Here is a 25831-nt window from a genome sequence, read left to right on the forward strand (position 1 = left end):
AATTTGGTTGTTTGCTTTAGAGGACATGGGAAAATAGGAAAGGCTGCTCCTCACCCAAGATTCTCCGTGACTGGTCTTTACGAAGCACAAACGATCGCGATCGCCCGTCAACTGTGGGCGGCTAGTCAAGAGTCCCGCAACTTTTTCAGTCAACTGCGGGAGCAAATGCGCATTGAAGATAAACTCCTCGGCTGGGCGATGGAACATCCGGGGCTACGGGTGCAACTCTTTCGCCTCATTGACTGCCTGCCGAGTCTGCGCAGTAAAGCCGAGGTGGCACGCCACTTGCAGGAGTACCTCAGTGACCCCAGTGTGGAGTTGCCGGAAGGCCTAAAAAAACTCTTGAACTTTGCTCAGCCGGATTCCCTGCCCGCCCAAGCAGCGGCAACCACCTTCACAACAGCGGTTCAAGCCCTTGCCCACAAGTACATTGCTGGTGAAACCACCGAGCAGGTGCTGAAAACCATTGGCCGCCTACGCAAGCAGGGCATGCTGGTGACGATGGATATTCTTGGGGAAGCGGTGATTACGGAGGCAGAGGCGCAGCAGTATTGCGATCGCTACCTTGACTTGATGCAGCAACTCAGCCCCTTGGGTCAGCGGGAAGGGGTGAATCCAGTCCAAGTCTCCGTGAAGCTGACGGCCTTCTACTCGCAGTTTGATCCTTTGGATGTGTCTGGCTGCCGTGCCAAGGTGGGGGAACCGATTCGGCGGCTGTTGCATCGTGCCCAAGAATTGGGGGTAGCGGTGCACTTTGACATGGAGCAGTATGCCTACAAAGACATTACCCTCGCAATCCTCAAGGACATTTTGCTAGAGCCAGAGTTTCGCGATCGCGCTGATGTCGGGCTGACCCTGCAAGCCTATTTGCGGGATAGTTACCAAGATGCCCAAGACCTAATTACTTGGGTGCAACAGCGGGGGACACCAATCACCGTGCGGGTGGTCAAGGGCGCCTACTGGGATCAAGAACTCATTAAGGCGGTACAAAATGACTGGCCATTGCCCGTCTATCAACACAAGCAAGATACCGACGCCAACTTTGAGCGGGTGATTGAACTGCTCCTGAGTCACCACACGCTTTTGCGCACAGCAGTTGCGAGTCATAATGTGCGTTCCCAAGCGCGGGCGATCGCGATCGCCCAACATCAGCACATTCCGCCCACGGCCATGGAATGCCAAGTTCTCTATGGTATGGCCGATAAACTTGCCAAGGCTCTTGTGGAAGCGGGGCAGACGGTGCGGGTCTATTGTCCCTACGGTGAGCTGATTCCGGGGATGGCCTACCTGATTCGGCGGCTCTTGGAAAATACGGCCAATAGTTCCTTTTTGCGCCAACAATTGGGAGCGGTAAATATTGACGCACTCTTGGCACCGCCAGAACCAACGGCAGACTTTAGGGCAGTGAACGTTCATCTGACCACCGGCAAGACCTCAACCTTTGTCAATGCCGCCAATAGCGACTATGCCCGCGCCAGCCAGCGGGAAGCGATTCAAGCGGCCTTAATTCATGTCCATCGCCAACTAGGGCAAACCTATACCCCCATCATCAATGGCGATCGCGTCAATACCCTCGAATACAGTGAGTCCCTCAACCCCTCACAGCCCGAAGAAGTTGTCGGTCGCGTTGGCTTGGCCACCATTGAGGATGCCGATCATGCAATCCGGGCTGCCAAAGCCGCTCAAGCGCAGTGGCAACAGACTCCCGTAGCCGAACGGGCCATCCTGCTACGGCGGGCAGCGGATCTCCTCGAGGCACAACGCCATGAACTGGTAGCTTGGATGTGCTATGAAGTGGGCAAGGTGGTGGCGGAAGGGGATGCCGAAGTCTCCGAAGCCGTTGATTTTTGCCGCTACTACGCCGATGAAATGGAGCGCCTCAGCAGCGGATATGACCGCAACTTTCCCGGTGAAACCAACCATTACCACTACCAAGGTCGCGGCATTGCAGTCGTCATTTCCCCTTGGAACTTTCCCCTAGCGATTCCCACCGGTATGACCGTGGCCGCCTTAGTCACAGGCAACTGTACCATCCTCAAGCCCGCGGATCCGGCGGCTGTGGTTGCAGCGAAGCTGGCTGAAATTCTCATTGCCGCTGGTTTTCCCCGCGGGGTATTTCAGTTTCTGCCGGGGCGAGGATCGGTGATTGGCCCCTATTTGACAAAACACCCCGATGTGCATCTCATTGCCTTTACTGGCTCCCAAGAGGTGGGTTGCCGCATTATTGCTGAGGCAGCGGTGTTGCAGCGGGGACAAACCCACATCAAACGGGTGATTGCTGAGATGGGGGGCAAAAACGCCATTATCATTGACGAAAGTGCCGACTTAGATCAGGCAGTGGCGGGGGTGGTGCAATCGGCCTTTGGCTACAGCGGCCAAAAATGCTCCGCCTGTTCGCGGGTGATTGTCCTCGAGTCCATCTATCAACCCTTTGTGCAGCGCTTAGTGGAGGCCACCAAGTCCCTCAATATTGGGCCTGCCCATTTGCCCAGTACCCGTGTTGGACCGGTGGTGACCGCAGCCGCCCGCGATCGCATTCAGGAATACATTGCCAAGGGACAGCGGGAAGCAGAACTGACCTTGAGTGTACCGGTACCGGAGGTGGGGTATTTTGTCTCCCCTACCATCTTTACCAACGTCCCCCCCACCGCCACGCTCGCCCAAGAGGAAATTTTTGGCCCGGTGCTAGCGGTACTGCGGGCAGAAACCTTCAGCCAAGCCCTTGAAATTGCCAATGCCACGGCCTATGCCCTGACGGGGGGGCTGTATTCGCGGACGCCGTCCCATATTCAGCAGGCCAAAGCCCAATTTGCCGTAGGGAACCTGTACATCAACCGTGGGATTACGGGGGCGATCGTGGATCGGCAGCCCTTTGGTGGCTTTAAGCTCTCAGGGATTGGTTCCAAAGCGGGTGGCCGCGATTACCTACTGCAATTTCTGGAACCGCGTGTCATTACCGAGAATGTGCAGCGCCAAGGGTTTGCCCCCATTGCCGGAGTGGATGATTGATGCCAAAGGGCACTCAGCTATTGGCCGACCTTCAGGAGCGCATCAGGGCAGCGGGCGCCATTTCCTTCTGTGAGTTTATGGCCTTGGCTCTCTATGCACCGCAGTGGGGCTACTACAACCGTCCCCAAATACAGATTGGTCGGCGCGGCGACTTTATCACGTCCAGTAGCCTGACGAGGGATTTTGCGGAACTGCTTACCGAGGCCTTTGTGCAGATGTGGCACGCCTTGGAGCGACCGCAGCAGTTTACCCTGCTGGAGATGGGGGCGGGTGAAGGCCAATTTGCGGCTGGGGTCTTGGGCTATAGCCAAGCGACCTACCCCGATTTCTTTACCGCCCTGGAGTACCAGATTCAAGAGCAGTCCCCCACTTTACGGGAACGCCAGCGGCAACGCTTAGCACCTTGGGGCGATCGCCTGTGCTGGCGAGGCTCTGACACTCCTGCTGAACCGATCACCGGCTGCATCTTTAGTAATGAACTCGTGGATGCATTCCCAGTGCATCGGCTGCAATGGCAGGGGAGCAATTGGCAGGAAATTTATGTCAGTCTCGATGCCCAAGGGGCGTTGCAAGAAGTCTTGCGTCCCCTTAGCGACGATCGCATTCACAAGTACTTTGCCACCGTTGGCATTAATCCGCAGCAGCAGGGCTACAGCGACGGCTACCGTACCGAGGTTAATTTGAACCTCATCCCCTGGCTCAAGGATCTGAGTCAGCACCTAGAGCGGGGCTTTGTTCTCACCATTGACTATGGTTATCCCGCCCAGCAATACTATCATCCCGCCCGCTGTGAGGGTACCTTGCAGTGCTACTATCAACACCGCTACCACGACAATCCCTACTGTTTTGTTGGCGAGCAGGACATTACGGCTCATGTGGATGTGACCGCCTTGACGCGCTATGGTGAGCACTTTGGCCTTGAAACCCTCTATGTCACCCGCCAGAGTTTATTTCTCATGGCCCTAGGTTTGGGCGATCGCCTACTAGCACAACAACAGAGGAATGGCAATCTCCTCCAAGCTCTCAACCGCCATCAATCACTGCACCAACTCATTGACCCCCTTGGCCTCGGTGGCTTTTACGTCGTTCTCCAAGGCAAGCAAGCCACCCTCGATCTGCCGCTATTAGGCGAACTAGATACAGCACTAAGTTAACGGTTTTTCGTGAATTTGAACATCAATTGCTGAATCATCACTACGGACTTCATATTTATGCTCTGATTGACGGTATACATTGACTGTTTGATGGGTTGTTGAAAAAGTGTTCTCTTCTAGATATTGAGGGTTACCCCAGATTATCTCTTCAATGGTGCTAGAGGTATACTCAGTGAATCCACTACCTGAGTCTTTCACAAGTTGTTCAATTTCACGAATCTTCTGTAAGTAATTTATGCCTTCTGTATCATCATCTGGCATCACAATAAAGAGATAGTCTCGCGCTCGGCTGATAGCCACATTGAGAATATTTTGGTTGTTAAGGAACATCTGAGAACTTGAAGAGAGTTTTGGTGGTGGATTGAAAAGAGTAACAATAATATCGCACTCATCACCTTGGAAACCATGGATGGTACCGACTTCAATCTCAATAGTACTCGGCTTAGGAGACCATGAGTCAGTTAACCTATTCAATAGGCTAGCTTGGGCACGATAGGGAGCAATGATTCCGATGTGTAACTTCGAACTTAAATGGACTTGGCTTGCAAGCCAGCGAACGAATTCAAAAGTGAACAACGCTGAGTAGATATGGTAAGGCGTTCCACTTTCCAGTCGCTTAGGTCGGTAAATACTTTCATATTGTTTAACGGGAAACTTAATAAGATTGATTGGCTGAATGGTAAGGCTACCAAAATTTAATGGACGCTGCATTTCATTTGTTCGATGGTGCCGTAAAATACCGTCATAAGTAAATCGACTGAAAACTTCGCCAATAGCAGGAATACTCCGATATTGTGTTTCTAGGTTTATTACTCGGTACCGATGTGGCTCTGTAGTAGGACTTGCAAAAGAGCCTACTTTACTGAGGCCAACCAGTGTATAGATATTTTCACTTTTCCAATCTTCAACTTCAGAAATCGGTTCAATTTGGAAGGGATCTCCCGCAATAATAAATTTGCAAGACCGGTGGCTGTATAGTGGATAAATAATGTTGACAAGTGGAATCATTGAAGCTTCATCAATCACTATTGCATCCCACTCTATTTCACGTAACTTCTGCCTACCAGATTTGGTAGAAAATCCATCATAGACAAAACGGGCAATCGTCGTGACTGTTATGAAATGACTTAACTGGCTAATATCAAAGGAGCGATCGCGACACACACCTGCTTTTTCAATATACTCATCACTAGAGCTTCCAAAACGAATAAGCCAGTTCTGATAGGAAATATTTGTGTCCATTTTCTCTATAATACGAGCTACTAGAACATCGGCTGCTTTATTAGTAGGTGTAAGAACAAGTACCTTGGCTGGATTATCACCTTGCATCATTGGAATCAGCACTTTCTCTGCAAGGTAAGTAGTCTTACCTGTACCAGGTGGACCGAATACAAACTCAATATGAGGCGTTAGGTTCGCCTTCATATCAAACTGATTGTCCAACCCTAGTTCACGAAAGCGCTTCATTAGTTCATTTAAGACAAAAGATGGATTTTGTATTTCAATACAAGCTTCTAGTACCTTACTTAGATCAAGACCCTTCAGGTCATCCTCAGAAGTAAGCTTACCAAGAAGTATAAATTCTTTTGCCGTAAATGATTCAATATGCAGTTTTTCCTTTCGCCCATCAGCAAAACACAAATCTAGACGTACATCCGAAAAATCTTCAATCGAGGGTGGAATAAAACGATTCGGCTCCCTTAGAACAATAGTTCTAGATGACTGATTGTCCAAGTCTACTTTACTAAATCGAATAGAAATAGCCTTGCTATTTGAAAATTTTTCAAGATTTTGCATGCACTCTAGTTCAAGTAGTGAAATAAACCAGCCATAGCTGTACCGAGGCAATTTTTTAGCTTTCCGATATAGAGCTTCTTCACGTTCTATGCGATCAAGTTCACTAGCGTAGCGATCTTTGGCACGATCTAGCTTTTTGTCATAGTTAACTGATTGTGGAGCATAGTCATCTGCATCTTGAATACTGTCATCCTCCTTATTAGGAGCCTTAACTGAAGAGCGACGCTTTTCAATTTCTTGAATTAGAGAAGACTGACAACTTCTATCCTCTAATTGAGTACTTTCTCTGCGAGCAGCCTTTTTGAGAATATCTATTGCTTCAGTTTCGGAAATTCCCAGTTCTTCTAGTACTTTATTGAATCTATCAGCTTGCTCAATTTTCCGAGATTCTTCCTCACTTAAATAAGAAGTTTTTTCTGATTTATTTTTTATTCCCAAAAATTCGATAAAATTTCCTGAGTCACGTTGATTATATTCATCTGAAAGTTCTTGAATTGTAATAGCATCAGGAGAAACCAGATCACCCGACTTGTTTAGGAGCCACTTACTTTTGCGTAGCCTCTCACTAACACTTGTGTCATATTCGTATTCTCCTTTGTAACCTCCACGTGGTCCAAAACGCCTTCGAGATACCGTCATAGCACTTTTATAACTACTCCACCAATAGCGAGTAAGAATATTCCAAAGGAGAATAGATTTTTCATGATTCACTTTCTCTAATAATTCCTCTAAACCATCAATTTTTTTGTCATCACATGTCACTCCTATGCCAGACCAATTATAGTGAACTTCATAGCTAGGGACGTCAATTATTTTTGGAATAGAATTAACACCAAGCTCACGTAGAAATGTTTTGAGATTTTCTTCATCTTTTTCATCTATAAACTTCTTGTATTCATCTTCTAGTAAAAACCTTGTATCTGGTTTAGTTTCAAACCATTTCCTTAATTTAGGAGTCGGGAAATATATTATTTCGTTCGGTTTACTCCAGTGAATTTCTGAATTATTACTTTTATTTTGTGTAAAGCAAGCAAGAAAGGGAATTTTTTTAATGTTATTCAAAAAAATCTTGGTCTCATATTGGGGAAGAGACATGAAATAATCAAAAAAAGTCTTTAAATGAGTAAGTCGCTCATTGATACTAAGTTTCTGTAGAGATTCATCATCTTCATATTGAGGTAGGATAATTTCATATATCTCATCACGTTTAGATGGTTCTTGACTATTGACGCCTAATAAACCTAAAAATTTTTTTAAGATTTCATGATCAGATTCAGGATATTTCTCAGCGAGATATTCCCAATCTAGGAACTTGGTGTCCAGCTTGGATTTATAAAAAGCAACTAGAGCATCAGTTGGAAAATACAGTGCTGTTCCCCGAGAATATCCCCTTTGACCATTTTTTGCTTGATAAGGCAGGAAGTCTATCTTCTTAATTCTTGAAATAAAGTGATCCATTTCATTATGCGGGCACTCATTTTTGAAGTATTTGAATGACTTAGCCAAGAAATTATCTGGTGAGATCTGTCCTCTAGCTATCTTATTAATATCAGCCTCAATTTCATCCTTGACGGTGTATTCTCTGATGCCGAAGCGAGCAAAAAACTCCCTAGCACTTTTTTTATTACCATTGCCTATAATTCGTTGGGTAGCCATAAATAGCTTGTATGATAAGGCTTTATAGTCGTCATGATCACTATTGGGAAGAAATAGAGCTAGCTTACCTTCTTGATCGTATACTGAAGTAACATTTCCATCATTATCAATAAATATATTTCTATTTTTTGCTATATCCATCCTTTTTTTGGATTCAGATATCCACTCATAGAATCTATACAACCATTTATAGTTTTGTTTTTTTATGAAAGCACTAAATGTATCCTCAAAATTATTCAGAATGTCATCTTCATCTAACCAATCAGATATAATTTCATCGATATAATTCACGAGTTGCTTATTTTTTCGATGACATTCATCTCGACCAAATGAAGTAAATACCCAGCAGGCATCTTGATTACCTGTTAGAAATGCCAACTGCTCGTTAGAAATGATCTGTGTAATTCTAGGAATAGATGCCCAATAGGCATTGTCTGATTTTGCAAATCGGTTTTTGCTAGAAGGAAGTAATGCTTCTTCCTTAAACTTAGACTTGATGGCTGTATAAAATGGCCTGAATGAAATTCTACTACTATTATCTTGATTATCAAACATTAATTCATTATAGGGAATAATATCAATGATACTATCATCTATGAGTTTTTCATCTCGTAGTACAGGAAGGCTATCAGCAGCAAGTTGTGCTAAGTCCTCAATAAGCTTTTGGTTATGTTCCTCTCCAGCTTTGATACCTTCTCGACTGTCTGTCAGCAGAAATGGTGCATGCAAAATAAAGTTGAGATTTGTTTCTTCTCTAGTTGGAAAGAAACAAAATGCAGGACGATGAATGGGGCGTAGTGCTTTATTTTTTTCTAAAGCGTAGCCAATAGAATAAGTATGACCTTTATCATTGGTTCTGCTAAACATTAATAAGTATTCGATATTTTTTCTTTCATTTGTAACTAATGACAGCTTTAGATGTTGAACTCTGATATCTTGTTGCTGAGTCTCATCTCTAACTTCTTTAATATACTGACCATTAACATTACCTGCTTCAAAAGAAATGAATTTTAGGTTAGAGAGAAATAGAGTAGGAAATTCTAAAGACTTTAATTTTTTAAGAATCTCGTCATAACTCTCTTGAGCTTGTTTTTCTGTGTGGTCAAAAGGAAAGAAAAAAACTGTTTCTGATGACTCTCGCCAATCAAGATCAGCATCTAGCATACGTGGCACGATAAAGCGTTCAATTTTGAACTGAAATTGTGGATCATAGATGTGTGGTGTTTGGGTGTACTGAAAAACTGCCTTAAAGCCAATTCCAAATTTACCAATTGAAGCTTGAGTTTTGTTTGAGTTTCCAATTGAAGTAATTGCGTTAATATGGCCTAAAGTGCCATTTTCTCTATCCTCTTTTTCTCTGTCGGGATCAGAAATAGTAAACCAAATAGAACCATTGTGTATAAAGTACAGTCCATCTTTTTTAAGTCTGAACTTGGCAATAGTTGCCTTAGCATCATCAGCATTTTGCAGTAATTCATAAATGAAGTGTGCTTGGTCAGAGTATTTGTCCACAACACTACGCTGGAGACCACGCATGAAAGGCTGCTCAAGCATATCAGCAGCTTGGGCGCGAACTTGGGTAAGCTTATCGAACCACTTTTTCTCTTTTCTTCCCATTATTTTTGTTAATAACTTAGCTTTGTCACGCTATAGCATACTAAATTTCAAGGAATAATATGCATAAATTTTAGAAATCTTTACTTGCGATCATCAAGTGTATTGCATGGCTTAGGGACTGTGATCGCCCCCTATAAAGGAAATTAGCTATGCCAGCAATATTTACCGCATTTAGCAAGTTAAAACTGTATCCTGATGTTTGGTTGGCAAAACTGACTGGTAGTACTGCTCTAGTTGCTGGGTGGCCGCCGCCCAACTCCAGCGTTCAGCTTCTTGGCGGGCATTTTGGCGTAGGGTCTCGCGATCGCTCGGAGAGTCAAAGAGGCGCTGACAAGCCGTAATCGCTCCTGTAGAATCCGCTGGGTCAAACAAAAACCCATTCACCCCATCAGTGACAATATCCGGAATCCCCCCACTGTTGGCAGCCACCACAGGACAGCCTGCGGCCATCGCTTCTAAAAGAACCAAGCCAAGGGTTTCCGTGCGCGAGGGAAAGACAAAGACATCCGCCGAGGCAAAAGCTGCTGCCAAGCGTTCACCCCGCAGATAGCCCACAAAATGCGTGGGGGTACCGGCAAAGTGCTGTTCAAGGGCTTCCCGATGCGGACCATTGCCCACGAGTGCCAGTCGCGCCTGAGGAATCTGCTCCAGAATGGGTTTAATCTGCTCAATTTCCTTTTCCGCGGAGAGGCGACCAACGTAGAGCAATAGGGGGGCTTCTGGATGCCCTTGGCTGAGAAAGTAACGCATTTCTTGACTTTGGCGCTGCGGATGAAACAACTCCACATCTACCCCCCGCTGCCAGAGATCCAGATGGCGAATGCCGTGCGCTTTCAGTTCTGCCACCATTGCCGTTGAGGTACACAAGTTGAGTTGAGCACGGTTATGGGCCAACCGCAGCAGCGACCAGAGCACCTCTTCAAGAAACCCCAAGCCATAGTACTTCAGGTATTGCGGCAAATGGGTGTGGTAGGAAGCGACCAAAGGCAAGTGGAATTTCTGCGCATAGTACAGACCCGCTACCCCCAAGACCGCTGGGTTCGCTACATGGATCAGATCGGGTGCAAAGGCCTCTAGGGCTTGACCAATGGCGGGTCGCGGCAGGGCGAGTTTGAGTTCAGGATACAATGGGAGGGGAAAACCGGAGACACCGTAGATCTGCGCACCTTCATAATGGTCTAGCCCGCCTTCGGGAGCCACCACCAACACCTGATGGCCATTCCGTTGCAGATGTCGGACGGTTTGACACAAACGGGTCACAATGCCATCAATCTTGGGAAGAAAGGTCTCGGTAAATAGCGCGATCCGCATTTCGCTAACCTGAATGGGAGGGGGATTTTTCCCATTCTCGAATTAGGGGGGTCTTGACGCAACCCATAGGGGCAAAAAAGTTGCTTGTACTAGGAGGGGTGAACTGTGGCAAAGACAGAGTTACTAATGGCGATCGCTGGCCTGAATCGAGGCATTCTAGCCACACCGCGCGATCGCAAACAGGTGGCCGCCCTTGCCGCTTCCCTTGAAACCATGAATCCCACCCCAGATCCCCTCAATGCCCTCGAAAAACTTGCTGGGGATTGGCGACTCATCTACACCAGTAGTCAGGCGCTGCTTGCTCTAGATCGCTCCCCAATTGTCAAGCTGGGGCAAATTTATCAGTGCATTCGTCCGCAGCAGCAGCGCATCTACAATATTGCTGAACTCTACGGCTTGCCCTTCCTAGAGGGGATTATCAGTGTCTTGGCGCGCTTTGAACCCTTGACCCAACAGCGGGTACAAGTGTATTTTGAACGTTCGATTGTTGGCCTGCGTCAGTGGCTCAATTACTATTCTCCCTCCCAGTTCATTCCCCAACTCCACAGCCGTCAACCCCTGATTGCTCTGGATGTGCCCCTCAACAGCAATGATCAACAGGGCTGGCTGGAGATTACCTACTTGGATGAAGACCTGCGAATTGCCCGCGGTAATGAGGGGAGCCTCTTTGTCTTAAGCCGGGTTTAGGGACAATTCCCTGTACCGTTAAACTAGGGAACAGTGGCTCGACCCCTGCTGCAATGGAAGTACAGCTACCCCAGCAACTCAGTTTTCCATGGAATCCGATGCCTTCTGAGCCTCTGGCTGCAGGTTCCCTAGCGGCTCCTGCTGTTTCAGGGAGTGACAGTAGCCAAGAGCGCATCCGGCAGTTGGAGCAGGCCATTGATCAATGCGAACACTATATCAACGAGCTGAAGCAGCAACTGCGCAATCAAGAATTTTTAGAAGACTTACTGGCGCGTACGGAAGAAACGGCTCAGATTCAACAACAGGCAATCCTTGCCCTCCAAGAACAATTGCGCTCCCAAGCCACCTGTGCCCACGAGTTGGCCGAAATGAGCCACCATCGCCAATCCTTGGAAACGATTCTTCAGCAATCGCAAACGGAAATTGAGCACCTGCATCAGGAGGTGGATCGGCTCCTCAAGGCTCAAGATGCCCTCGAGGCTAAATTGGTGAATAGCCATCGCCTCCTGCGGCAACGGGAACAGGAATATCAACTCCTTGAATCCCAACTGCGCCAAGTCCAAGAGGAAAAAGCGCTGCTGCAAACTCGCCTTGAACAAGCCCGCTCAGAGTTGAGCGATCGCCAAACCCAACTGGATGATCTCAACCGTCGCCTCACCCAAGCCAACCATTTAATTGAAACCCAAGAACGGATCATCACTGCGCTGCAACAGGCGCAAGGATCAGAGGTCAGCAAAAACAATGTTATTCAGGGACTGAGTAAAACCCTCCTAAAAACCCAAACCAAGCTCCAAGAACTGGAGCGGGAGTATCAGCAACAGCGCCTGCAATATATGACCACCCAGCACTACAACCAAGAGCTGGAGGCGCGCACTAGTCAACAACAGGAACGCCTACAACACCTAGAAGCCCAAATTGCCGAACTCCAAGAGCAAATTCTCCATCAGGCACAGCAGGCACGGGAGCAGGAAACCGCTGTTCAACACTGGAAGGATCGCTACACCGAGGCCGAGCGATCGCTAGCGCAGTTACAACGCGTCATTGCCCAAATGGCCACGGGTGGATCCATTTCCCTGAGTGAGGTTCCTTCTTAGGGAGGATGTTTGAACAAATCTCAATTTTGTATAATAAGCCATAGTCATTACGAGTTTGTTTATGGTCAAATTCATTGGTTGGGCAGGGAGTCTGCGGGATGGCTCCTACTCTCAAAGCGCCCTAGATGTTGCCATTGCCAAAGCAGCCGCCCAAGGGGTTACCGTTGAACGTCTGGATTTACGGCAAATGACGCTCCCCTTTTGTACCGGTGCTGAGAGCTACCCCGACTACCCCGATGTCGCCATCTTTCAAACCAAGGTCAAGGAAGCCGATGGTATTTTGCTGGTGACCCCGGAGTACCACGGCAGCGTTAGCGGTGTGCTCAAGAACTCCCTTGATCTCCTCAGCTTTGAACACCTCAGCGGCAAAGTGGTCGCCATGATGAGTGTCCTCGGTGGCCAAACCAACAGCAATGCCCTCAATGATCTGCGGGTGATCTTGCGCTGGGTACATGCGTGGGTGATTCCAGAACAGGTGGCCATTGGTCAGGCGTGGCAAGCCTTCACACCCGAGGGGCAATTGAGGGATCCCAAGCTCGATGAGCGAGTGGACAAAATGATTGCCAGTTGGATTCAGACCACCCGTCAACTACGAGAAGCAAGCGCCTAATTCAATCCCTCTTGCAGCCACTGCGCCACCTGCTTGGCATGGTAGGTGAGAATGACATCAGCACCTGCCCGCTTAAAGCCAAGAAGGGTTTCCAGCACCACTTTTTTCTCATCAATCCAGCCATTGCGGGCGGCGGCTTTCACCATTGCATATTCCCCGGAAACGTTGTAGGCGGCCACGGGAACATCGCTCACCTGCTTGAGTTGGGCAATGACATCCATGTAGGCAAGGGCAGGTTTCACCATCACCAGATCGGCGCCCTCCTCAATATCCAAGCTGACCTCCCGCACTGCTTCGCGGACATTGGCTGGATCCATTTGGTAGGTTTTTTTATCACCAAACTTCGGTGCCGAATCTAAAGCATCGCGAAAAGGGCCATAGTAGGCGGAGGCGTATTTCGCAGAGTAGGCGAGAATCCCCACGTGGGTATAGCCTGCGGCATCTAGACCCGCCCGAATGGCACCGACACGGCCATCCATCATATCTGACGGAGCAACAAAATCAGCCCCGGCAGCCGCTTGACTCACTGCCTGTTTCACCAGCACCTCTACGGTTTCGTCATTGAGAATTTCGCCATCTTTGACAATGCCATCGTGGCCTTCGCTGCTGTAGGGATCAAGGGCGACATCGGTAAAGATCAGCAGGTCGGGTAAGACGGCCTTAATGGCACGTACCGATCGCTGGACAAGACCCTCAGGATTGTAGCTTTCAGTACCTGCATTGTCCTTGAGGTGCTCAGGCACAAGGGGAAATAGCGCGATCGCCCCAATTCCCAAGGCATAGACCTCCTTCAGCTCTAAAATCAGGCGATCCAGCGTATAGCGATAGCAGTCGGGCATTGAGGGGACTTCCTGCACCTGATCTTCCCCCTCCATGACAAAGACCGGATAGATCAAATCGCCTGTGGTTAGGGTATGCTCGCGCACCAAGCGACGAATTTGAGCCGTGCGGCGTAAACGGCGAGGCCGATGGGTTAGCTCCATAATTCAACAATCAAAAACTCAGTAATGTCCCAGTTCAAACGGCTGTGAATCAGCACGTACAACCTTTGGATTATTTCCGCATTATCTCACCTTGAGGGATCAAGACTGTAGGCGGTGCAGGATGCTTACAAACGTTTACGAACAACTTCAGTGTTCAAGCGGGTTGCAGATAGGGCAAGGCCAGATAGAAACTGGTGACGGTCTTGGCATCTTTCACTTGACCACTATGAATCGCAGCGGCCAAGTCAGCTAGAGAAAACTCCACAATTTCAATGTGCTCGTCGGTGTCCTGAGGCGGGGGTGTCTCTAGTTTTTCCAGCTCAGTGGCCAAGTAGGCGTAGATCACTTCATCAGAATAGCCGGGGGCAATGTAAAACTCTCCCAGTTTTTGCCAATGGTGGGCGCGGTAGCCCGTTTCCTCTTCAATCTCGCGCTCAATGGTGGCAAAAGGCTTTTCGTGATCCTCAACGGTGCCCGCTGGGAACTCCAGCAGATATTCCTCAGTGGCAAAGCGGTATTGTTTGACAAGGATCAGGTTGCCCTCTGGGGTCACCGGCACAGCTAATGCCCCCCCTGGATGCCGCACAGTTCCCAAGATCGAGACAGACCCATGGGGCAAGCGATATTGATTGACCTCAAAGGTAAACTTACGACTGCGGCAAAAGCAGTGGCGTTCGAGGACTTCGGGGGGGATTTTCGTCATAGGGGTTAGACAAGGGTGCGATCGGTGAGAATTTCGTAGCCCGTTTTGGTGACCAAGACCGTGTGCTCAAATTGGGCAGAGAGGGAATTATCAACCGTAACCGCTGTCCAGCGATCGCGCAAAATCCGCACCTGTTTTGACCCCGCATTCACAATGGGTTCAATGGCCAAGGTCATCCCCGCCCGTAGCCGCACATTCTTAAGTTCATTGGTGCGGAAGTTAAATACCGAAGGTTCTTCGTGGAGATTGCGCCCCACGCCGTGGCCAGTAAAGTCCTCGACCACAACAAAGCCATTGGCTTCGACATAATCTTGAATAGCACCCGCCAAATCCATGAGGTAGTTGCCTTCTTTGACCTGCTCAATGCCGCGGTAGAGGGCTTCTTCAGCCACTTTTACCAGCTTGGCCGCCTCCTCGGAGATTTCCCCCACCGGAATCGTAATGCAAGAGTCGCCATGGAAGCCATTGTAGTAGGCACCGGTATCAATCTTAACGATGTCGCCATTGCGAATCACTTTGCGGGGGCTGGGAATGCCATGAACCACCTCGTTGTTGATGCAAGCGCAAATGGAGGCCGGAAAGCCCTGATAGCCTTTGAAGCTCGGTGTTGCCCCCATTTCGCGGATGCGTTTCTCGGCATAGGCATCGAGATCCGCCGTCGTCATGCCCGGCTCGATCATCTGGGAAATTTCCTTGAGCACCGTCGCCACAATGCGCGAGGCCTGCCGCATAATCTCAATTTCTCGCTTGGACTTAATTTCAATGCCACGGCGGGGACGGGTTTGGATGGGGGTGGTGGGGGGAGTGAGCAGACTACCAAGGATATTCATGGGCGCGATGCAACCGCAAAAATCGTTCTTTTTCAGGATAACGCTGTTGCGCTGATCAGGGGAATGTCAATTTTATCCTTGAGGGATGGGTGAACGAACATGCGCTTGATAGAGCTGCTTAAATCGCCGCTGTTGCTGGCCGTGATCCACAATTGGCAAGGGATAACCGCAGCGATGCCGCTCTAGGGGAGAAATAGTTCCCGTCACCAAATCTGCCGTGTCTAGGGATTTCAACTCCGGCAGCCAACGGCGAATATACTCCGCCTCAGGATCAAATTTTTGCGCTTGACTGGCTGGGTTAAAAATCCGCAGCGGCTTTGGATCCATCCCACTAGAGGCACTCCACTGCCAACCGCCATTATTGGCTGCCAAGTCGCCATCAATCAGTTTTTGCATAAAGTACCGCTCACCCCATTGGGGATTGATGATCAAGTCCTTAGTGAGGAAACTGGCCACAATCATGCGGCAGCGGTTATGCATCCAACCCGTTTCATTGAGTTGGCGCATGGCGGCATCCACAATTGGGTAACCGGTGCGACCCTCACACCAAGCCGCAAAGTGTTCTGCGTGATTCAGCCAAGGAAAAGTGGCAAATCGTTCACGATGGGGACGCTCCGCCAAGTGGGGAAACCAATAGAGGGCGTGCTGATAAAACTCCCGCCACGCCAATTCCTGCTGCCACGTGCGAATACTCGTTTGTGCCTCTTCACTGCGGGCTGCGGCCATAGCGGCCTGACTGGCTGCCCAGACACGACGAATACCAATGACACCGAACTTGAGGGCAGGGCTTAAGAGGGAGGTTCCAGGTTGCGCTGGATAGTTGCGCTGCTCACCATAGTCTTGAATGTGCTGGCCAATAAATGTCTCCAGTTGTGCTTGGGCGGCGGCTTCACCGGGAGCAAGGATCAGTTCTCCTGACCAATGAAATCCCAAATCCTTGGCAGTGGGCAGCGGTATCGCCCCTAGGGCTGTGGCTGTCGCTTGTTCAGCTTCTGTCAGAGGTTCGAGGTGGCTGGGGCTGGGGACAGGCTCTGGTTTAGCTAGGCTTGACCAGTTGCGCCAAAAGGGGGAATAGACGGTGTAGGGCTGCCCCTGTTTTGTTTGTACGGCCTCTGGGGGATGCAGGAGTTGATCCCAAGCAGTTTCCACAGCAATTCCCTTTTCCTTGAGGGCAGCAGCCACAGCGCGATCGCGATCGCGACCGTAGGGTTCCACATCCTCATGCCAATGCACCGCCACCGCCCCTAAGCCACTGGCCACTTGGGGCAGAATTTGACGCGGGTCACCATGAAAAATTAAAAAGCTCCCCCCAAGTCGCTGATAGGCTTCTTGCAAGGCCTGTAGGCAACCCACGAGGTATGTCACCCGCACCGCCGCAATGTCCGAGGCACTGAGAATCGCCGGGTCAAAACAAAAAATGCCAACCACTTTGGGAGTTTGGGTGTAGGCAGCCGCCAACCCCACACTGTCACTCAGGCGCAGATCGCGACGATGCCAAAAGAGGCGCAGGCTCATCACCCGTCCATCCTAGGCGCACTAGAAAATAGCGCCAATACATTCATTGATTGCGGCTTTAACTTCCGGGGGTTCATTGTCGGCAGTCATTTTCTGAAATTCCTCATAGCTCATTTTTTCTTGGAGGCGGTTTATCAGGCAAGTGCAATAGCGATCGCCGCGATCGCCAAAGCCGGGAGGCGCTTGCGCCGCAAATTTGGTTTGACACTCCTGCATAAAGACCGCGATCGCCTCTGGGGGATAAGTCGCCGCTGGCGTTTCTTGGGCGAAAATAGATAAACTCAGCAATCCCAGACCGCTACTGCTGAGAAGGCTCATCACGAGTTTGGAGAATTTCATTGGGGCGACTCCTAGGGGCGATACCTGATGCGATTCTGGCAAAGAGCTTCCTGCGGTTGCTGCACTTCCAAACTTTTGTTGAGTTAGCGATCAAGTCATAGACAAGGATGCCACGTTTATCTATACTTGTCTTCTATCGTTTTGTGTGTACAGTTATCGGCAAAGGAGGCTCTCATTTCTGAACCACTTGCCCTCACCCAAAGCCTAAGGGGTACCCGTGAGATTCGCGATAACTATCAAGTGTTTCGCCTGACGGGTCTTATTGATGCGTTCTCCGAGTCGGCCTTTCGCAAGGTCATTAGTAAGTGTTTTGACGATGGGCCTGCCAACGTCATCTTAGACCTTTCAAAAATTGAGTTTATTGACAGCTCTGGCCTCGGCATTTTGGTACAACTGGCCAAAAAAGCCCAAGAGCATCAGGGTCAACTGCAAATTGTCACCAATCCCCGCGTCACCCAAACGGTCAAACTCGTGCGTTTAGAGAACTTTTTGCCCCTTCAGCCGGATCTGGCGACGGCGATCGCCCAAATTACTGGCGAAACCCATTCCTAAACATTCTGTTCCTGTGGCAGTAAAACTAAGGGGGGTCTTTTTAGCTGAAACGTCATGCTGGACTCTGCTGGATTATTGCCCCTTGTTCCCCCCAAAATTCCCGCCCATCAACTGCCACCGGCGGCTTTGGCCTACGTTGGCGACGCCGTTTATGAACTCTTTATCCGCTGGCTTTTTCTAACCCCCCCTCAACGCATTAATACCTACCACCGCCAAGTGGTGGCGCATGTGCGTGCCGAAAGTCAAGCCCGTTATATGGACTTCCTCTGGCAGCATTGCACCGAAACCGAACGCTCGATTTTTCGTCAGGGTCGCAATGCGGCTGCCGATGGCCCAAAGCGAGTTGCCGCAAAAATTTACCGTCAAGCTACTGGCTTTGAAGCCCTACTGGGATACCTCTACCTCACCAATCCGCAACGCCTACAGGAGATTTTTCAACTACTTGAGCGGCACATTCGCAATGAAATGAACAGCAATATCGACGAAGCAGAATCCCGTAATGAAATGTAACCACTGCGTGATAGGATGCTTAGTGGCCAGTTCAAGGCATCCTCGGATGCTCCCTATTCTGCTGTGACCGTTCCCGATTCTGCTTCAGCACCCTCTGTGCCATCAACCATTGCCAATTCCCCAAAGAAGGGCGGCTCGATGGCCGAGTTTTATCAACTCTGTCGCGAATTATTCACGACAAGCTTCGTGCTGATGGCGATCGCCTTTGGAGCGGTTTGGCTGATTTACGGCCTGAACACAGCGTTGAATTACCTTTTGGGGGCAAGTGCGAGCCTAATTTATCTGCGGCTCCTCGCCCGCAGTGTGGAGCGCCTAGGAAACGACCAGAAAAAGCTGGGGAAAACGCAGCTCCTTGTCGTCGTGGTTGTGATTATTTTGGCAGCCCGTTGGCAAGAGCTACATATTATTCCAGTGTTCTTGGGGTTCTTAACCTACAAAGCCGCCATTCTGGTCTATATGTTTCGTACGGTTTTGCCGTCCCCTTAACGCTGGCTCACTGTAGTGCTTAGACAACCGAGCGCGGAGGCATGATGCCTTTGATACACCTTTGGACAGCTCTTCCCCTTGCCAAGTTGGAGGTGGGGCACCATTTCTACTGGCATATTGGCAACCTAAAAGTTCACGGTCAAGTCTTCATCACCACTTGGTTTGTGATGGCCATTCTGATTGCGGCGGCCTTTGCCGCCTCGCGGAATATCCAACGGGTGCCCAGTGGTATTCAAAACTTGATGGAATACGCGCTGGAATTCATCCGCGATTTGACTAAGAGCCAAATGGGTGAGCACGAGTACCGAGCTTGGCTTCCCTTTGTGGGGACACTGTTCCTGTTCATTTTTGTTTGTAACTGGTCAGGCGCACTGGTACCGTGGAAACTCATCGAACTGCCAGAAGGGGAGCTAGCAGCACCCACCAATGACATCAATACCACCGTGGCCTTGGCTTTGCTGGTCTCCTTGGCCTATTTCTACGCCGGGCTACGCAAGCGGGGGCTGAAGTATTTCACCAAGTACATCGAGCCAACGCCCGTCTTACTTCCCATTGCCATCTTGGAAGATTTTACAAAACCGCTTTCCCTGAGCTTCCGTCTTTTTGGCAACATCTTGGCGGATGAATTGGTGGTGGGGGTCTTGGTGTTGCTGGTGCCCTTGTTTGTGCCCTTGCCCGTGATGGCCTTGGGACTCTTTACCAGTGCCATTCAAGCCCTTGTGTTTGCCACCCTTGCAGCCACCTATATTGGGGAGGCCATGGAGGGACATGGCGGCGAGCACGAAGAGGCGCACTCCTAAAAGGGGTACATACCCTGCTATTGTTATCTCTGGAAATTTTGTTTCGTCCTACTACGTCTCGAGGAAATCAACTATGGATCCGTTAGTCGCTTCTGCTTCTGTTTTGGCTGCTGCTCTGGCAATTGGTTTGGCATCGCTTGGGCCTGGGATTGGTCAAGGGAATGCCTCTGGTCAAGCCGTGGAAGGGATTGCGCGGCAACCGGAAGCGGAAGGTAAAATTCGGGGTACACTGCTGCTGACCTTGGCATTCATGGAGTCGCTGACCATCTACGGTCTGGTGATTGCGCTGGTGCTCCTGTTTGCCAACCCCTTTGCATCCTAATTAACCCCAGTGGGGGAGGCTTGGATGAGCTTTCCCCCGATCCCCCATTCTGGAGAGGCTGATGTTTGATTTTGATGCCACCCTACCCCTGATGGCTGTGCAATTCTTAATCTTGACCGTCATTTTGAATGCGCTGCTGTACAAGCCCTTGGGTCAGGCGCTGGACAATCGGGATGAATATATCCGAACCAACTTGCAGCAGGCCAAGGAGCGGTTGCAACAGGCCACTGAACTGGCTCAGCAGTATGAGCAGGAATTGGCCAGTACCCGTCGCCAAGCCCAAGCCTTGATTGAAGAGGCCAGAGCCGAGGCACAAAAAATTGCCACCGCCGAAATTGCCGAAGCACAGCAGGCCGTGCAGGCAGAGTTACTCAAGATTCAAGCAGAGATTGATCAGCAAAAGCAGGCGACACTGCAAGCGCTTGAGGGTCAAGTTGCCAGCTTGAGTGAACAGTTATTAGCGAAGTTACTGGCCTAGGAGTGTGGGTCATGGACGCAGTATTTTTATTGGCAACGGAAGAAGCGGGGCATTTTGGCATTAACACCAATTTGCTCGAAACCAATGTGATCAACCTTGCCATCATTATTGGGGTATTGGTGTATTTTGGGCGGGGCGTACTTGGCAAAACCTTGGGCGATCGCCAGCAACAAATTGCCACAGCCATTGCGGAAGCCGAAGAACGCCAGAAAGTGGCCGCTGCCCGCCTTACCGAAGAGCAGCAAAAACTGGCTCAGGCCAAGCAGGAGGCACAACGCATTCGCGAAGACGCCCTTGCCCGTGCCAAGGCTGCAAAGGAAGAACTCATTGCCCAAGCCAAGCGGGAAATTGAGCGCTTGAAGGAAACCGCTTCCCAAGATACGAGTGCCGCCACTGAGCGGGCGATCGCCGAAATTCGTGAGCGGATTGCCGCTAGGGCACTTGCCGAGGCCGAAAACCAACTCAAAGCGCGTTTGAGCCAAAATCCGGACCTTCAGCGTACCCTTGTTGATCGCAGTATTGCCCTACTAGGAGGCAAATGATGCAGACCACTGTCCGTGGTGAACTTGTTGAACCCTATGCCGAGGCGCTACTGTCGTTAGCGCAAACCCACAACCTCATTGATCAGTTTCAGCAGGACACGCAGTTAATTCTGGAACTCCTTGCCAGCTCCAGTGAACTGCAACAGTTTCTCGCCAATCCCCTGATCAAGCCTGAGGCCAAAAAGAACGTGCTGCGACAGTTGACCGTGGAGAAGGTGCACGGCTATTTTCTCAATTTCTTGATGTTGCTGGTGGATCGGCGGCGAATTAACCTTCTTGGCCCTATTTGTGAGCAGTATCGTGCCCTTGTGCGCAAACTCCGCAATGTGGTCTTGGCGGAAGTCACTAGTGCCGTCGAACTCAACGACGATCAACGCCGTGCCGTGGTTGAAAAGGTCAAAGCCATGACCGGTGCTGCCGATGTGGAGCTGGTTACTGCCTGCGATCCCGAACTAATTGGTGGTGTGGTGATTAAGGTTGGCTCCCAAATTTTTGATGCCAGCCTGCGGGGTCAGCTCCGCCGCCTCAGTCTCACCTTGGCGCAAGCCGCCTAACGTCCCTTTGTAAACTGTTCAACCCTTGAGAGCGACTTCTATGGTAAGTATCCGACCCGACGAAATCAGTAGCATTATTCGCCAGCAAATCGAGCAGTACGAACAGTCGATCAAAGTCGATAATGTCGGTACTGTCTTGCAGGTGGGCGATGGCATTGCCCGTGTCTATGGCCTCGACAAAGTGATGGCCTCAGAATTGGTGGAATTTGAAGACGGCACCGTGGGGATTGCCCTTAACCTCGAAGAGGATAACGTGGGGGTGGTGCTGATGGGCGATGGCCTCGGTATCGAAGAAGGCAGTACGGTGCGGGCCACTGGTAGAATTGCTTCAGTTCCTGTGGGTGAAGCGGTCATTGGTCGGGTCGTGGATGCGCTGATGCGCCCCATTGACGGCAAAGGGGAGATCCACACGACGGCAACCCGCCTGATTGAATCCCCTGCCCCCGGTATTGTCCAGCGCAAATCGGTGTGTGAGCCGTTGCAAACGGGGATCACCGCCATTGACGCCATGATTCCCATTGGTCGTGGTCAGCGGGAACTGATCATTGGCGATCGCCAGACCGGAAAAACGGCCGTTGCCATTGACACAATTCTGAACCAAAAAGGCCAAGATGTGATTTGCGTCTATGTGGCCATTGGTCAAAAAGCGTCCAGTGTCGCTCAAGTGGTGAACGTGCTGCGGGAGCGGGGTGCACTCGATTACACGATTGTGATTGCCGCTAACGCCAGTGATCCAGCCGCTTTGCAGTATCTCGCCCCCTACACCGGTGCCACGATTGCTGAGTACTTCATGTACCAAGGCAAGCACACCCTCGTCATCTATGACGACCTCTCCAAACAAGCGCAAGCCTATCGGCAAATGTCGCTGCTGCTGCGCCGTCCTCCCGGTCGTGAAGCCTACCCTGGGGATGTGTTTTATCTCCACTCCCGCCTGCTGGAGCGTGCCGCCAAACTCAACGATGCCCTCGGCGGTGGCAGCATGACGGCGCTTCCTGTGGTTGAAACCCAAGCCGGTGACGTGTCTGCCTACATTCCCACCAACGTCATTTCCATTACTGACGGTCAAATCTTCCTCTCCTCTGACCTCTTCAACGCTGGCTTGCGTCCTGCCATCAACGCGGGGATTTCCGTGTCACGGGTGGGTTCTGCTGCTCAAATCAAAGCCATGAAGCAGGTGGCTGGCAAACTGAAGCTGGAATTGGCGCAATTTGATGAACTGCAAGCCTTTGCCCAGTTTGCCTCTGACTTGGATAAAGCCACCCAAAACCAACTGGCACGAGGCCAACGCCTGCGGGAAATTCTCAAGCAGCCCCAGTACTCACCCATTCCGGTGGAATACCAAGTGGCAACCATTTACGCCGGTACCAATGGCTACCTTGACGACATCCCCGTTGAGGCAGTGGCCAAGTTTGTTGCCGGTCTGCGGGACTACCTACACACAAGCAAGCCCGAATACGGCGAAATCATCCGCACCACCCAAAAACTGGATGAAAAAGCTGAAGCCTTGCTGAAAGAGGCGATCGCCGAATACAAAGCTGGCTTTACTGCCTAGGCGCGATCGCGTTATATCATGCTCTGAACCTGCCCTCTACCCAGGGTAGGTTTTTTTATGCCTAGGCTACTCTCAAGTGTCAAAAATCATTGCAGTTTCCTGAAGCCATCCCCCTGAGCCTGCCGTCCTCTCCTACACTGGGATCCTAGGGCGAGGTTTGACAAAGGAGAAAACAGTGCGTGTCGTCCTCATGGCCGGGGGAAGTGGTACTCGGTTGCGTCCCCTCACCTGTGATCTACCTAAGCCAATGGTGCCGGTGGTCAATCGTCCCATTGCTGAGCATATTCTCAATCTCCTACGCCGCCATAGCCTTGATGATGTGGTCATGACATTGCACTATCTCCCCGATGTCGTGCGCGACTATTTTGGCGATGGGAATGAGTTTGGGGTGCACCTGAGCTATGTCGTTGAGGAAGAGCAGCCCCTTGGCACAGCAGGTTCAGTCAAAAACATTGCCAATTTGCTAACGGATCCTTTTTTGGTGGTCAGTGGCGATAGCATTACCGATATCGATTTAACCGATGCCCTCCGTTTTCACCAGCAGCACGGTGCTCCCGTAACCCTGATCCTTGCCCGTGTACCTCAACCGAAGGAGTTTGGCATTGTCTTTACTGATAGCGATGGTCGCGTGCGGCGGTTTCTCGAGAAGCCCTCAGCGGGGGAAGTCTTTACAGATACGGTGAATACAGGCATCTACATCCTCAGCCCTGCTGTCATGGACTATCTCAATAGCGGCATCGAGCGGGATTTTTCGCGGGATTTATTCCCGTTGCTGTTGCAGGCGGATGTGCCGATGTATGGTTATATCACCGATGCCTACTGGTGCGATGTCGGCAGTCTGCAAACCTATCAACAGGTGCAACAGGATGCCCTCTATGGCCGCGTGCACTTGGAAATTCAGGGGCACGAAGTTCAGCCGCAAATTTGGGTAGGGCACAACACTACATTGCCGCAAACAGTTCAGCTACAGGCGCCGCTAGTCTTGGGCAATAACTGCCGCTTTGGTGCGGGGGTCACCCTTGGGGCAGGGACGATCTTGGGAGATAACGTGATTGTTGGTAATGGCAGTCGGTTGCGCTCAGTGGTGGCTTGGAGTGGCTGTTTTATTGGGGATGACAGTGAATTAGAGCACTGCATTTTGGCTCGCCATGTCCATGTCGATCGCCATGTGAGGGTGCACGAAGGGGTAATTATTGGCAGTCGCTGTGTGGTCGGGGAGGAAGCTAGCCTCAGTCAGGGGGTGCGGCTTTGGCCGGGCAAACGCATTGAAGCGGGTGCAATTGTCAATGAAAGCCTGATCTGGGGCACAACGGGGCAACGCTATCTCTTTGGCCAGCGGGGGGTAGCCGGTGTGGCCAATGTGGACATTACACCGGAGTTTGCTGTGCGGCTGGCGGCCGCCTATGCTTCAATCCTTGAGCCCGGAACTAGTGTGCTGGTGTCGCGAGATCAGCGCAATGTGTCGCGGATGGTGTCCCATGCTCTGATGTCGGGTTTGATGTCGGTGGGGATTCATGTCCTCAATTTGGAGGCGATCGCCCTACCGATTGCCCGCTTTGCTGCCCAAACCCTTTCAGTCAGCGGCGGAATTCATGTGCGTGCCCATCCCGATCGCGCCGATCAACTCTTGATTGAGTTTTTTGACCATAAGGGCATCAACCTGAGCAAAACCAAAGAGCGGCAAATTGAAACCGCCTACTTCCGCGAAGATATTCGCCGCGCCCTACTTACGGATGTCGGTGTCATGACCCATCCCAACAACTGCGTGGCCGCCTATGCCCAGGGCTTTGAAAAGTGGCTAAATACCCAACTGTTTTATGGTAGCCCCGCCAAAATTGTCATTGACTATGCCTATGCCGTTTCTGGGGTTGTCTTGCCACAAATCCTCAGTAAGTTTGGCTGTGATGCCGTTGTTCTCAATGCCACCCTGCACCCAACCCCCCTCAATATTCTCGAGCGACAGCGACTCCTGCGGGAACTGGGACAGGTGGTGACAGCGCTATCTGCCAGTTTGGGGGTGCAAGTCTCCGCCAATGGTGAACGGTTGACCTTAGTGGACAATGCCGGTCAGGTTTTCAGTGATCAAGAACTCACAGCGTTGATGACCTACTTGATCCTCTTGACCCATCCGGGGGGCACTGTCGTGGTGCCGGTCACAACTTCTAGTGCGGTGGAGGCGATCGCCCACCAACAGGGCGGACAAGTGATTCGCAGTCGCACCAACCCCACTGATCTCATGGAAGCCTGCCAACACCACAGCGGTGTGGTTCTCGGCGGTTCTGCGGAAACGGGATTTATTTTCCCACAACTGCATCCGGGATTTGATGCCATGTTTACGATCGCCACCCTGATCGAACTGCTGGCACTGATTGGCAAACCCCTCACCGTCATGCGCCAAGAACTGCCCCGCGTCCACTACTATCATCGCCCGATTCGCTGTCCTTGGATTGCCAAAGGGTCATTGATGCGCCACTTGGTGGAAACCCATCCCCGCAATCACTTGAGTCTCATTGATGGCGTCAAAATTGGTGAACCCAATACTGACCACTGGGTACTGATTCTGCCCGATGCCAGTGAGCCATTGGTACACCTCTACGTCAATAGTCCCGATGCCACTTGGAGTGAGCAGATGTTGCAACGCTATAGCCGCCGCATTGAAGAGTTTGCTCGTTTGGAACCCCTCTCAGATGCCACAATAAAGATGTAACCAAAATCCCGTAGAATCAGGGA

22 protein-coding genes are annotated in these 25831 nt (G+C 50.5%); 15 read left to right on the top strand and 7 right to left on the bottom strand.

Annotation, left to right across the window (positions count from 1 at the left end; genetic code table 11):
* Positions 1-66 precede the first annotated feature (66 nt).
* Both pruA and RHI63_RS07675 read left to right on the top strand, forming a co-directional pair.
* Positions 67-3009 carry an L-glutamate gamma-semialdehyde dehydrogenase gene (gene pruA, locus RHI63_RS07670; protein ID WP_310821434.1) on the top strand — a complete coding sequence of 981 codons (2943 nt, stop codon included), beginning with the start codon at positions 67-69 and terminating at the stop codon, positions 3007-3009.
* Positions 3009-4163: a class I SAM-dependent methyltransferase gene (locus RHI63_RS07675; RefSeq protein WP_225901524.1), complete on the top strand. Its 1155-nt coding sequence runs from the start codon at positions 3009-3011 to the stop codon at positions 4161-4163. The genes pruA and RHI63_RS07675 overlap by 1 nt, the downstream gene beginning before the upstream one ends.
* Here RHI63_RS07675 and RHI63_RS07680 read toward each other — a convergent pair.
* Complete coding sequence (locus RHI63_RS07680) at positions 4155-9233, bottom strand: DEAD/DEAH box helicase (RefSeq protein WP_310821436.1); 5079 nt, start codon at positions 9231-9233, stop codon at positions 4155-4157. The two genes, RHI63_RS07675 and RHI63_RS07680, sit on opposite strands and share 9 nt — an antisense overlap.
* Positions 9234-9404: 171 nt before the next feature.
* Positions 9405-10544: a glycosyltransferase family 1 protein gene (locus RHI63_RS07685; protein ID WP_206199663.1), complete on the bottom strand. Its 1140-nt coding sequence runs from the start codon at positions 10542-10544 to the stop codon at positions 9405-9407.
* A 105-nt stretch (positions 10545-10649) separates the two neighbouring features.
* Here RHI63_RS07685 and RHI63_RS07690 point away from each other — a divergent pair, with 105 nt between their 5' ends.
* From RHI63_RS07690 to RHI63_RS07700, 3 genes are all read left to right on the top strand, one after another.
* The gene (locus RHI63_RS07690) at positions 10650-11231 is read left to right on the top strand and encodes a PAP/fibrillin family protein (protein WP_206199664.1); all 582 of its coding nucleotides are present in this window, start codon (positions 10650-10652) and stop codon (positions 11229-11231) included.
* Positions 11232-11329: 98 nt separating this feature from the next.
* Positions 11330-12325 carry a hypothetical protein gene (locus RHI63_RS07695; RefSeq protein WP_206199665.1) on the top strand — a complete coding sequence of 332 codons (996 nt, stop codon included), beginning with the start codon at positions 11330-11332 and terminating at the stop codon, positions 12323-12325.
* A gap of 61 nt (positions 12326-12386) precedes the next feature.
* Complete coding sequence (locus RHI63_RS07700) at positions 12387-12935, top strand: NADPH-dependent FMN reductase (RefSeq protein ID WP_206199666.1); 549 nt, start codon at positions 12387-12389, stop codon at positions 12933-12935.
* Here the strand turns inward: RHI63_RS07700 and hemB are convergent.
* The 5 genes from hemB to RHI63_RS07725 form a co-directional block, all read right to left on the bottom strand.
* Complete coding sequence (hemB, locus tag RHI63_RS07705; protein WP_149818282.1) at positions 12932-13918, bottom strand: porphobilinogen synthase; 987 nt, start codon at positions 13916-13918, stop codon at positions 12932-12934. The two genes, RHI63_RS07700 and hemB, sit on opposite strands and share 4 nt — an antisense overlap.
* 154 nt (positions 13919-14072) lie before the next feature.
* Entirely contained in the window at positions 14073-14621 is a 549-nt protein-coding gene (locus RHI63_RS07710) for an NUDIX hydrolase (protein WP_149818284.1), read from the bottom strand.
* Between the two features lie 5 nt (positions 14622-14626).
* Positions 14627-15451 carry a type I methionyl aminopeptidase gene (gene map / locus RHI63_RS07715; RefSeq protein ID WP_206199667.1) on the bottom strand — a complete coding sequence of 275 codons (825 nt, stop codon included), beginning with the start codon at positions 15449-15451 and terminating at the stop codon, positions 14627-14629.
* 72 nt (positions 15452-15523) lie between these two features.
* The gene (locus RHI63_RS07720; RefSeq protein ID WP_315863465.1) at positions 15524-16969 is read right to left on the bottom strand and encodes a deoxyribodipyrimidine photo-lyase, 8-HDF type; all 1446 of its coding nucleotides are present in this window, start codon (positions 16967-16969) and stop codon (positions 15524-15526) included.
* Positions 16970-16987: 18 nt separating this feature from the next.
* Positions 16988-17305: a hypothetical protein gene (locus RHI63_RS07725; protein ID WP_206199669.1), complete on the bottom strand. Its 318-nt coding sequence runs from the start codon at positions 17303-17305 to the stop codon at positions 16988-16990.
* A 141-nt stretch (positions 17306-17446) separates the two neighbouring features.
* Between RHI63_RS07725 and RHI63_RS07730 the strand changes: the two genes are divergently transcribed.
* The 10 genes from RHI63_RS07730 to RHI63_RS07775 all read left to right on the top strand — a co-directional run bounded on the left by RHI63_RS07730 (position 17447) and on the right by RHI63_RS07775 (position 25808).
* Positions 17447-17857, top strand: a complete 411-nt coding sequence (locus RHI63_RS07730) for an STAS domain-containing protein (RefSeq protein WP_225901526.1) — start codon at positions 17447-17449, stop codon at positions 17855-17857.
* Between the two features lie 54 nt (positions 17858-17911).
* The gene (locus RHI63_RS07735) at positions 17912-18367 is read left to right on the top strand and encodes a Mini-ribonuclease 3 (protein WP_206199670.1); all 456 of its coding nucleotides are present in this window, start codon (positions 17912-17914) and stop codon (positions 18365-18367) included.
* Between the two features lie 15 nt (positions 18368-18382).
* A complete protein-coding gene (locus RHI63_RS07740; protein WP_206199671.1) occupies positions 18383-18853 on the top strand; it encodes an ATP synthase subunit I in 471 nt (156 codons plus the stop codon).
* Positions 18854-18894: 41 nt separating this feature from the next.
* The gene (gene atpB / locus RHI63_RS07745; protein WP_310821437.1) at positions 18895-19653 is read left to right on the top strand and encodes a F0F1 ATP synthase subunit A; all 759 of its coding nucleotides are present in this window, start codon (positions 18895-18897) and stop codon (positions 19651-19653) included.
* 73 nt (positions 19654-19726) lie between these two features.
* Positions 19727-19975, top strand: a complete 249-nt coding sequence (gene atpE, locus RHI63_RS07750) for an ATP synthase F0 subunit C (RefSeq protein WP_009767951.1) — start codon at positions 19727-19729, stop codon at positions 19973-19975.
* Between the two features lie 61 nt (positions 19976-20036).
* Positions 20037-20453, top strand: coding sequence for a F0F1 ATP synthase subunit B' (locus RHI63_RS07755; RefSeq protein ID WP_206199672.1), 417 nt, complete (start codon positions 20037-20039; stop codon positions 20451-20453).
* A gap of 11 nt (positions 20454-20464) precedes the next feature.
* On the top strand, positions 20465-20995 hold the full coding sequence (locus tag RHI63_RS07760) for a F0F1 ATP synthase subunit B (protein ID WP_302676241.1): 531 nt from the start codon (positions 20465-20467) through the stop codon (positions 20993-20995).
* Positions 20992-21549 carry an ATP synthase F1 subunit delta gene (atpH, locus tag RHI63_RS07765; protein WP_310821438.1) on the top strand — a complete coding sequence of 186 codons (558 nt, stop codon included), beginning with the start codon at positions 20992-20994 and terminating at the stop codon, positions 21547-21549. Before RHI63_RS07760 ends, atpH begins: the two co-directional genes overlap by 4 nt.
* Before the next feature lie 40 nt (positions 21550-21589).
* The gene (gene atpA, locus RHI63_RS07770) at positions 21590-23101 is read left to right on the top strand and encodes a F0F1 ATP synthase subunit alpha (RefSeq protein ID WP_149818305.1); all 1512 of its coding nucleotides are present in this window, start codon (positions 21590-21592) and stop codon (positions 23099-23101) included.
* Between the two features lie 175 nt (positions 23102-23276).
* Positions 23277-25808, top strand: coding sequence for a mannose-1-phosphate guanyltransferase (locus RHI63_RS07775; protein WP_310742851.1), 2532 nt, complete (start codon positions 23277-23279; stop codon positions 25806-25808).
* The last annotated feature ends 23 nt before the right edge of the window (positions 25809-25831 follow it).

The organism is Thermosynechococcus sp. GLH187, from assembly GCF_031583395.1.
GTDB lineage: Bacteria > Cyanobacteriota > Cyanobacteriia > Thermosynechococcales > Thermosynechococcaceae > Thermosynechococcus.